The sequence below is a fragment of the Nitratireductor sp. ZSWI3 genome (genome assembly GCF_024655565.1).
GTDB lineage: Bacteria > Pseudomonadota > Alphaproteobacteria > Rhizobiales > Rhizobiaceae > Nitratireductor.
In genome coordinates, this window is record NZ_JANKOF010000146.1 from 1 (window position 1) to 7395 (window position 7395).

Annotated in this window: 9 protein-coding genes; 4 read left to right on the forward strand and 5 right to left on the reverse strand. The window is 68.2% G+C overall.

Features of this window, described 5'->3' with window-relative positions:
• Positions 1–62 precede the first annotated feature (62 nt).
• The 4 genes from NUU27_RS24200 (at position 63) to iolG (ending at position 3815) form a co-directional block, all read left to right on the forward strand.
• Positions 63–1091, forward strand: coding sequence for an ABC transporter permease (locus NUU27_RS24200; protein WP_257764868.1), 1029 nt, complete (start codon positions 63–65; stop codon positions 1089–1091).
• A 17-nt stretch (positions 1092–1108) separates the two neighbouring features.
• Positions 1109–1894: an ATP-binding cassette domain-containing protein gene (locus NUU27_RS24205; RefSeq protein WP_257764860.1), complete on the forward strand. Its 786-nt coding sequence runs from the start codon at positions 1109–1111 to the stop codon at positions 1892–1894.
• A gap of 85 nt (positions 1895–1979) precedes the next feature.
• Positions 1980–2759, forward strand: a complete 780-nt coding sequence (locus NUU27_RS24210) for an SDR family oxidoreductase (RefSeq protein WP_257764861.1) — start codon at positions 1980–1982, stop codon at positions 2757–2759.
• A gap of 54 nt (positions 2760–2813) precedes the next feature.
• On the forward strand, positions 2814–3815 hold the full coding sequence (iolG, locus tag NUU27_RS24215; protein WP_257764862.1) for an inositol 2-dehydrogenase: 1002 nt from the start codon (positions 2814–2816) through the stop codon (positions 3813–3815).
• Here the strand turns inward: iolG and NUU27_RS24220 are convergent.
• The 5 genes from NUU27_RS24220 to thiO form a co-directional block, all read right to left on the reverse strand.
• Positions 3793–4560, reverse strand: a complete 768-nt coding sequence (locus NUU27_RS24220) for a hydroxymethylpyrimidine/phosphomethylpyrimidine kinase (RefSeq protein WP_257764863.1) — start codon at positions 4558–4560, stop codon at positions 3793–3795. The genes iolG and NUU27_RS24220 overlap by 23 nt on opposite strands.
• Positions 4551–5156 carry a thiamine phosphate synthase gene (locus NUU27_RS24225; protein WP_257764864.1) on the reverse strand — a complete coding sequence of 202 codons (606 nt, stop codon included), beginning with the start codon at positions 5154–5156 and terminating at the stop codon, positions 4551–4553. Before NUU27_RS24225 ends, NUU27_RS24220 begins: the two co-directional genes overlap by 10 nt.
• Positions 5153–5926, reverse strand: coding sequence for a thiazole synthase (locus NUU27_RS24230; protein WP_257764865.1), 774 nt, complete (start codon positions 5924–5926; stop codon positions 5153–5155). The genes NUU27_RS24225 and NUU27_RS24230 overlap by 4 nt, the downstream gene beginning before the upstream one ends.
• 3 nt (positions 5927–5929) lie before the next feature.
• Positions 5930–6127 (reverse strand): sulfur carrier protein ThiS, encoded by a 198-nt coding sequence (gene thiS, locus NUU27_RS24235; RefSeq protein WP_257764866.1) that lies wholly within the window; start codon positions 6125–6127, stop codon positions 5930–5932.
• 241 nt (positions 6128–6368) lie between these two features.
• Complete coding sequence (gene thiO / locus NUU27_RS24240) at positions 6369–7328, reverse strand: glycine oxidase ThiO (RefSeq protein WP_257764867.1); 960 nt, start codon at positions 7326–7328, stop codon at positions 6369–6371.
• Between the last annotated feature and the right edge of the window lie 67 nt (positions 7329–7395).

Consider the following 7395-nt stretch of genomic DNA (forward strand, 5'->3'; position numbering starts at 1 on the left):
GGCGGCCGCGGGCCGCCGCCCGACCGTCGGTCACCGGCCGGCTCTCCTTGGCGGAAGAAACGATGACAAACCATGCACAAGCAGTCTCAGCAGATCCCACCGAGCAGCCTCACAAGCGGCCGCGCTCGCATGAGCTGAACGCCCTGATCGGGCTCGTCGGCATCGGGCTCATCTTCGAGTTATTGGGCTGGCTCCTTCAGGGGCAGAGTTTTCTGCTCAACCCGCAGCGCCTGTCGATCATGATCCTGCAGGTCTCGGTGGTGGGCATCATCGCCATCGGCGTGACGCAGGTCATCATCACCGGCGGCATCGACCTGTCCTCCGGCTCGGTGGTCGGCGCCACGGCGATGATCGCCATGAGTTTTGCGCAGGTGGGCACCTATCCCCGCGCCGTCTATCCGGCCCTGACGGATCTGCCGGTCATCATTCCCATTCTGATAGGCCTTGCCTGCGGCCTGATCGCCGGCCTCACCAACGGCCTGCTGATCGCCTTTACCAAGATACCTCCCTTCATCGCCACGCTCGGCATGATGGTGACCGCGCGCGGCATCGCCAAATGGTACACGAAGGGCCAGCCGGTCTCGTTTCCGACCGACGGCTTCGCCTCGCTCGGCCAGGGCATGACGCCGGTCTTCATCTTCCTGGCGATCGCGCTGCTGTTCCACGTCGCGCTGAAATACACGGTCTACGGCAAGCACACCTATGCCATCGGCTCGAACGAGCAGGCGGCGCGCATGTCCGGCATCAATGTGGAGCGCCATCTCGTGCTGGTCTATGCGATCGCCGGCGTTCTGGCGGCGCTTGCCGGCCTGGTGGTGGCCGCGCGCGGCCTCACCGCGCAGGCGGGCATGGGCGTCATGTACGAGCTCGACGCCATCGCCATGGCGGTCATCGGCGGCGTGTCCTTGTCGGGCGGTCGCGGCTCGATCCTCGGCACCCTGATCGGCGCCGTCATCTTTGGCGTCATCATATCGGGATTCACCTTCCTGCGGCTCGATGCCTACTACCAGGAAATGATCAAGGGCATGATCATCGTCGCCGCCGTGGTGACCGACGTCTATCGCCAGCGCATGCGGCCACGGTCGCGCTAGGAGCCGAGGAGGACACCATGGCAAGCGAACAACGCAAGGTCATCCTCAAGACCGAGGGTCTGACCAAGCATTACGGCGGCGTGCATGCGCTGGAGGATGCCGATTTCGAGCTTCTCGAAGGCGAGCATGTGGCGATCGTTGGCGACAACGGCGCCGGCAAGTCAACCTTCGTGCGGCAGATCACCGGGGTCGAGAAACCCACTGCCGGCAGGATCCTGTTCGAGGGGCGCGAGGTGGAGTTCCACAGCCCCGTCGATGCCCGCGAGGTGGGCATCGAGGCGGTGTTCCAGAACCTGGCGCTGGCCGATGATCTCGACGTTCCGTCGAACATCTTCCTCGGCCGCGAGGAGACCTACTTCAATCTCGGCCCGTTCAGCTTCCTCAACGAAAGGAAGATGCTGCAGCGCAGCCGGGAGGCGCTGGAAAAGACGGGGGTGAAGATCCCCAACCTGCACAACTCCATCGCCAATATGTCGGGCGGTCAGCGGCAATGCGTGGCGATCAGCCGTGCGGCCAGCTTCGCCTCCAGGCTGATCCTGATGGACGAGCCGACGGCGGCGCTCGGCGTGCAGGAGACGACGCAGGTGGAGAACATCATCCGCGGCCTCAAGAAGCGCGGCATTCCGCTGATCCTCGTCAGCCACAATCTGCGCCAGGTGTTCAACCTGGTCGACAAGATCTGGGTGTTCCGCCGCGGCCGCATCGCCGGCATGCTGGAGGCCGACAAGACCGACGGCAACGAGGTGGTCTCGCTGATCACCGGCGTGCAGACCGGCGTGCACGAGAACGCCAGCTATATCTGATTTCCTTCCGTCCGGCTGCAGGCCGCCGGACGGGCATTTGTTTTTCCCGCGCCGGTCACGGGCCGGCCCATCACGCGGATCTGCCATGCAGAACAAGGACACGCGCGCCGTCATCATCGGAGGCACCCAGGGGCTCGGCCTCGCCATCGCCAGGCGGCTCGTCGCCGAGGGTTGCGAGAGGATGGTCATTTCCGGGCGCGACCGCGCCAAGGGGGCGGAGGCGGCTGCCGAACTGTCGGCTCGCGGCTGCGCGGCGCATTTCATCGCCGCCGATCTCGGCAATCTCGAGGATTGCCGGGCCGTGATCGAGGAGGCGGGAGGCCTTCTCGGCCCGCTCAACGCGCTCGTCAATGCCGCCGCGACCTGCGATCGGGGCTCGCTGGTCGATACCACGCCGGACGTGTGGGCGAGGCTGATGGACATCAACGCGCGCGGCCCCTTCTTCACCATGCAGGCCTTCGTCCGCCAGGCTCTGGCAAACCGGACGCCGGCCTCCATCGTCAACATCGTCTCGATGGTCATCCATTGCGGCCAGTCCTATCTGGCGCCGTACTCCGCCTCCAAGGCGGCGCTCGCCAACATCACCCGCAACGCCGCGCAGGCGCACCGCCAGGACCGCATCCGCTGCAACGCCATTGCCTGCGGCTGGATGGATACGCCGGGCGAGGACGCAACGCAGAAGCGCTATCACAATGCGCCCGACAACTGGCTGGAACTGGCCGAGGCGCAGCAGCCCTTCGGCCAGTTGGTGAAACCCGATCAGGTCGCCCCTCTCGCCACCTATCTCCTCTCGCCGCAATCGGGCGTCATGACCGGGGCGATCATCGATTGCGACCAGAATGTCGCCGGCGCCTATCCCGAGTGAGCGGCGCCCGCGTCTCCATGCTTTGACTTCACCAGACATACGGAACCTCTTCCCATGACCGTAAACTTCGCTCTTCTCGGCGCCGGACGCATCGGCAAGGTCCACGCCAAGGCCATCGCCGGCAACGCCGACGCGCGGCTTGTCGCCGTCGCCGACGCCATCCCCGCGGCCGCAGAGGCCATCGCCGCAGCCAATGGCTGCGCCATCCGCTCGATCGACGAGATCGAAGCCGCCGCGGACGTCGACGCCGTCGTCATCTGCACCCCCAACGACACGCATGCCGACCTGATCGAGCGCTTCGCCCGGGCGGGAAAGGCCATCTTCTGCGAAAAGCCGATCGACCTGAACCTGCAGCGCGTCAAGGATTGCGTGGCCGTGGTCGAGGAGACGGGAACGGTTCTGATGGTCGGCTTCAACCGCCGCTTCGATCCGCATTTCGGCGCCGTCCGCGCGGCCATCGACGAGGGGCGGATCGGCCCGGTCGAAATGGTGCAGATCACCTCCCGCGATCCGGGCCCGCCGCCGCTCAGCTACATCGAGACCTCCGGCGGCATCCTGCGCGACATGACGATCCACGATTTCGACATGGCCCGCTTCCTGCTCGGCGAGGAGCCGGACACGGTCTTCGCCACGGCGTCCGTCCTGGTCGACCCGCAGATCGGCAAGGCCGGCGACTATGACAGCGTGTCGGTGGTGCTGACCACGGCGTCCGGCAAGCAGTGCAGCATCTCCAATTCGCGCCGCGCCACCTATGGCTACGACCAGCGCATTGAAGTGCTGGGCAGCAAGGGAGCCGTCGCGGCTGAGAACCAGCGGCCGGTCTCCATCGAGATCGCGACGGCCGAGGGATACACGCGCCCGCCGCTGCACGATTTCTTCATGACCCGCTACACGCAGGCCTATGCCGCCGAGATCGCCGCCTTCGTCGCCTCGGTGGTCGACGGCAAGCCCGCCTCGCCGTCGGGTCAGGACGGGCTGCTCGCCTTGGCGCTCGCCGATGCGGCGCTCGTCTCGGTGAAGGAGGCGCGCGCGATCAAGGTGTCGGAGATTCTTTAGACCCTTCCCAACGGGCGGCGAGACAGGTTTTCGCCGCTGCGATGCCGGCCTCGAGGTCGTTGCCGCGGGCAAGCCCGGCGGCAATGGCGCTTGCCAGCAGGCAGCCCGTGCCGCGCATCGTCCCTGGAAGGCGCGGCCCCTCGAAGCGGACGGGCGGCAGGCCTTGCCGGAACAGGAAGTCGACGGCGTGCGCGCCTTGCCCGTGCCCGCCCTTCACCAGCAGGGCGGGCGGGCCGCTCTCCATCAGGCCGTGTGCCTGCGCCCCGATCTCCGCCTCGTCGCGAGCCGGCGCGCAACCGGTCAACAGCGCCAGCTCCGGCAGGTTCGGCGTGACGAGAGCGCAGCGCGGCATGAGGTCCCACCGCAGGCCCGCGATGGCGGCATCGGCCAGCAGCGCTTTGCCCGAGGACGCGGCGATCACCGGGTCGAGCACGACGGGAAGATCGGCATGGTCCGACAGCACGCGGGCGACCGCCGCCACCGCGCCGGCCGCGCCCAGCATGCCGATCTTGATCGCCCCGATCCTGTTGGCTTCGAGCGCTGCCCGCATCTGCGCCTCGATCAGCCCGGCGTCGCAGGGTTCGACCTTCGTGACGGCCGCATGCGTCTGCACCGTCACCGCCGTCACGGCGAGACAGGCGCGCAGCCCGAACGCGGCGATGGTCTCGATGTCTCGTGCGATGCCGGCGCCTCCCGAGGAATCGGAGCCTGCCACCACCAGCACATGCGGCAAGGTCAGCGCCATGTGGCCGTCGTCTCGATCCAGCGGCGCGTGCGCGCTTCGGGCTCGGGGTTGAGCGTGATGTCGGTGACGACGGCGGCGCTGTTCGCGCCGGCCGCGAAGACGCCGGGCAGCCGCTCCGGGTTGAGCCCGCCTATGGCCACGAGCGGCAGGCTGCCGACGCGGCGGCGCCAATCGGCCAGGCGGTCGAGCCCCTGCGGCGCCCATTTCATCTTCTTCAGGATCGTCGGATAGACCGGGCCGAGCGCCACGTAATCCGGCTCCACCGCGAGCGCCGTGTGCAGCTCGGCGCCATCATGCGTGCTGACGCCGAGTTTCAGCCCGGCGCCCCGGATGGCGCCGAGATCGGCCGCCGCCAGGTCCTCCTGGCCAAGATGCACGAAATCGCAGCCCGTTTCGATGGCGAGCCGCCAGTGATCGTTGACGATCAGCTGGCAGCCATGCGCCGCACACAGCGCGCGCGCCGCCGCGATCTCGGCGCGCAGGGCGGCCTCGTCCCGGTCCTTGATGCGCAACTGCACGAGCTTGACGCCGAGCGGTACCAGCCGGGCGATCCAGGCGGCGCTGTCGACGATCAGGTAGAAGGGGTCGAGCTTCATTCGAACACGGCCTTGCCGATGACCGGGGTGGAGGGAACCGCCATGTCGCGCGGCTCCAACGGCCCGGCGTGGAAGGCGCAGCGCCCCGCCTCCACCGCCTCGGCGAAGGCGCGCGCCATCGCGACCGGATCGCCGGCCTTGGCGACTGCCGTGTTAAGCAGCACCGCATCGAAGCCCAGCTCCATCACGCCGGCGGCGTGGGAGGGGCGGCCGAGCCCCGCATCGATGATCAGCGGAATATCGGGAAACTCGGACCGGAAGGAGCGCAGCGCGTCGGGATTGACCGGGCCGCGCGCCGAGCCGATGGGCGCGCACCAGGGCATCAGCACCGCACAGCCCGCGTCGAGCAGGCGCCCGGCGACGACGAGGTCCTCGGTCGTGTAGGGAAAGACCTTGAAGCCGTCTTCCACCAGGATGCGCGCGGCCTCGACCAGGCCGAACACATCCGGCTGCAGCGTGTCGTGATGGCCGATCACCTCGAGCTTGATCCAGTCGGTGCCGAACAGGTCGCGCGCCATCCTCGCCGTGGTCACGGCTTCCTTGACCGAATGGCACCCGGCCGTGTTGGGCAGGACGCGCACGCCCAGTTCGCGGATCAGCTCCCAGAACTGCCCGCCCGTGCGCCCGCCCGCCGTCTCGCGGCGCAGCGAGACGGTGACGATCCCGGCGGACGAGGCACGCACGGCTTCCGCGAGGATGGCAGGGGAGGGATATTGCGCTGTGCCGAGCAGCAATCGGGAGGCGATTTCCTCGCCATAAATGGAGAGCATCGTTCAGCCCCCCTGCATGGGCGCCAGGATCTCGATCCTGTCGCCATCGCTCAAGGCGCATCGCTCCCGCTCCGTCATCGGCACCAGCTCACCGTTGAGCGCCGTCGCCAGGAAATCCGGCTCATAATCCAGCTCCACGAGCAGGGCCGCCAGCGTCGTGGCGGAAACGGCCTGTTCCTCGCCATTGACCGTGAGTTTCATGCGGATATCTCCAACGGTTGCGCGTGACTCACCGCCGTCTGCTCTCTTGAGCTTGTCGAACGGGGCGACCATCTCCCCCTCAAGGCAGGGCAATCGCATATGGTTTTTCTTGCAGGCTCCGCCTGCGACCCCCACCCTCGGTCCCTCCCCTCAAGGGGGAGGGAAGAAAGGCGGTGCGCTCCATCATACCCCTCCCCCTTGAGGGGAGGGGTAAGGGGTGGGGGTATCGCCGGGTACAGCATCAGGCGCATTGCCGTTCCTCCTGCAGGATCATCGCTGCCGCCTCCCGCGCCATGGCCGGCGAAAGCAGGAAGCCGTGCCGGTAGAGCCCGTTGATGCCGATGCCGCCGGCGGTGCGCGTGATGCGCGGCAGGTTGTCGGCATAGGCCGGCCGCACGCCGACGCCGGTCTCCACGATCTTCGCCTCGGCAAAGGCCGGGTGCAGGCCGTAGGCGGCGTTTAAAAGTTCCATCATGGACCGGGCGCTGACCGGGCCACCCTCGTCGCTCTCGATCATGGTCGCGCCGACCATGAAGCGATTGCCGGCGCGCGGGACGATGTAGACCGGGATGCGCGGATGCAGAAGGCGCACCGGGCGCGACAGCGACACGTCCGGCGTCTCCAGCACCAGCATCTCGCCGCGCACGCCGCGCAGCGAGGGCGCCGGGGAGGCGATGCCCGTGCAATCGGCAAAGCATTCCACGCCCGCCGGCTCCTTGCCGCCGCACAGGAAGGCGACGCCCTGAGCCTCGAGCTTTTCGCGCAGGGCAAGAAGCGCCCGGCGCGGATCGAGATGCGCTTCGCCGGCGAAGAAGAGCCCGTGCCGGAAGCGCCCGCCGAGATCGGGCTCGAGTTCCGCGATCCTCTCGCCCGCGATCGTCTCGAAACCGCTGGTGCGGGCGGAAAAGCGGGCAAGCTCGCCCGCGTCCCGCGGCGTGGCGACGACCAGCGTGCCGTTGCGCACCACATGGCCGGGCAGGGCGGCCTCCCACCAGTCGGCCGCTATGCGCCCGAGCCTCAGAACCGGCTCCTCCGCGCTCTCGCGCTCGCACCAGGGCGCCAGCATGCCGCCGGCGAGCCAGGAGGCGCTGCCGGAGGAGTCCGGCCTGATGTCGGTGACCGTGACGGTCGCGCCGCGCGCCGCCAGCTCGTGGGCGAGGGTGAGGCCGGCCACGCCGGCGCCACGAACGAGGACGTGCATCATGCATCTCCCGGGCGGTGACATGGCCAGCCTGCAAGGGCGGCGCTCTTGAGCACCCCCCCTCTGG

Coding starts and splice junctions, on each gene's coding strand:
- NUU27_RS24220 (WP_257764863.1), bottom strand. CDS start 4,560: ATGGCGCTGACCTTGCCGCATGTGCTGGTGGTGGCAGGCTCCGATTCC.
- NUU27_RS24230 (WP_257764865.1), bottom strand. CDS start 5,926: ATGCTCTCCATTTATGGCGAGGAAATCGCCTCCCGATTGCTGCTCGGC.
- NUU27_RS24210 (WP_257764861.1), top strand. CDS start 1,980: ATGCAGAACAAGGACACGCGCGCCGTCATCATCGGAGGCACCCAGGGG.
- NUU27_RS24225 (WP_257764864.1), bottom strand. CDS start 5,156: ATGAAGCTCGACCCCTTCTACCTGATCGTCGACAGCGCCGCCTGGATC.
- thiO (WP_257764867.1), bottom strand. CDS start 7,328: ATGCACGTCCTCGTTCGTGGCGCCGGCGTGGCCGGCCTCACCCTCGCC.
- thiS (WP_257764866.1), bottom strand. CDS start 6,127: ATGAAACTCACGGTCAATGGCGAGGAACAGGCCGTTTCCGCCACGACG.
- iolG (WP_257764862.1), top strand. CDS start 2,814: ATGACCGTAAACTTCGCTCTTCTCGGCGCCGGACGCATCGGCAAGGTC.
- NUU27_RS24200 (WP_257764868.1), top strand. CDS start 63: ATGACAAACCATGCACAAGCAGTCTCAGCAGATCCCACCGAGCAGCCT.
- NUU27_RS24205 (WP_257764860.1), top strand. CDS start 1,109: ATGGCAAGCGAACAACGCAAGGTCATCCTCAAGACCGAGGGTCTGACC.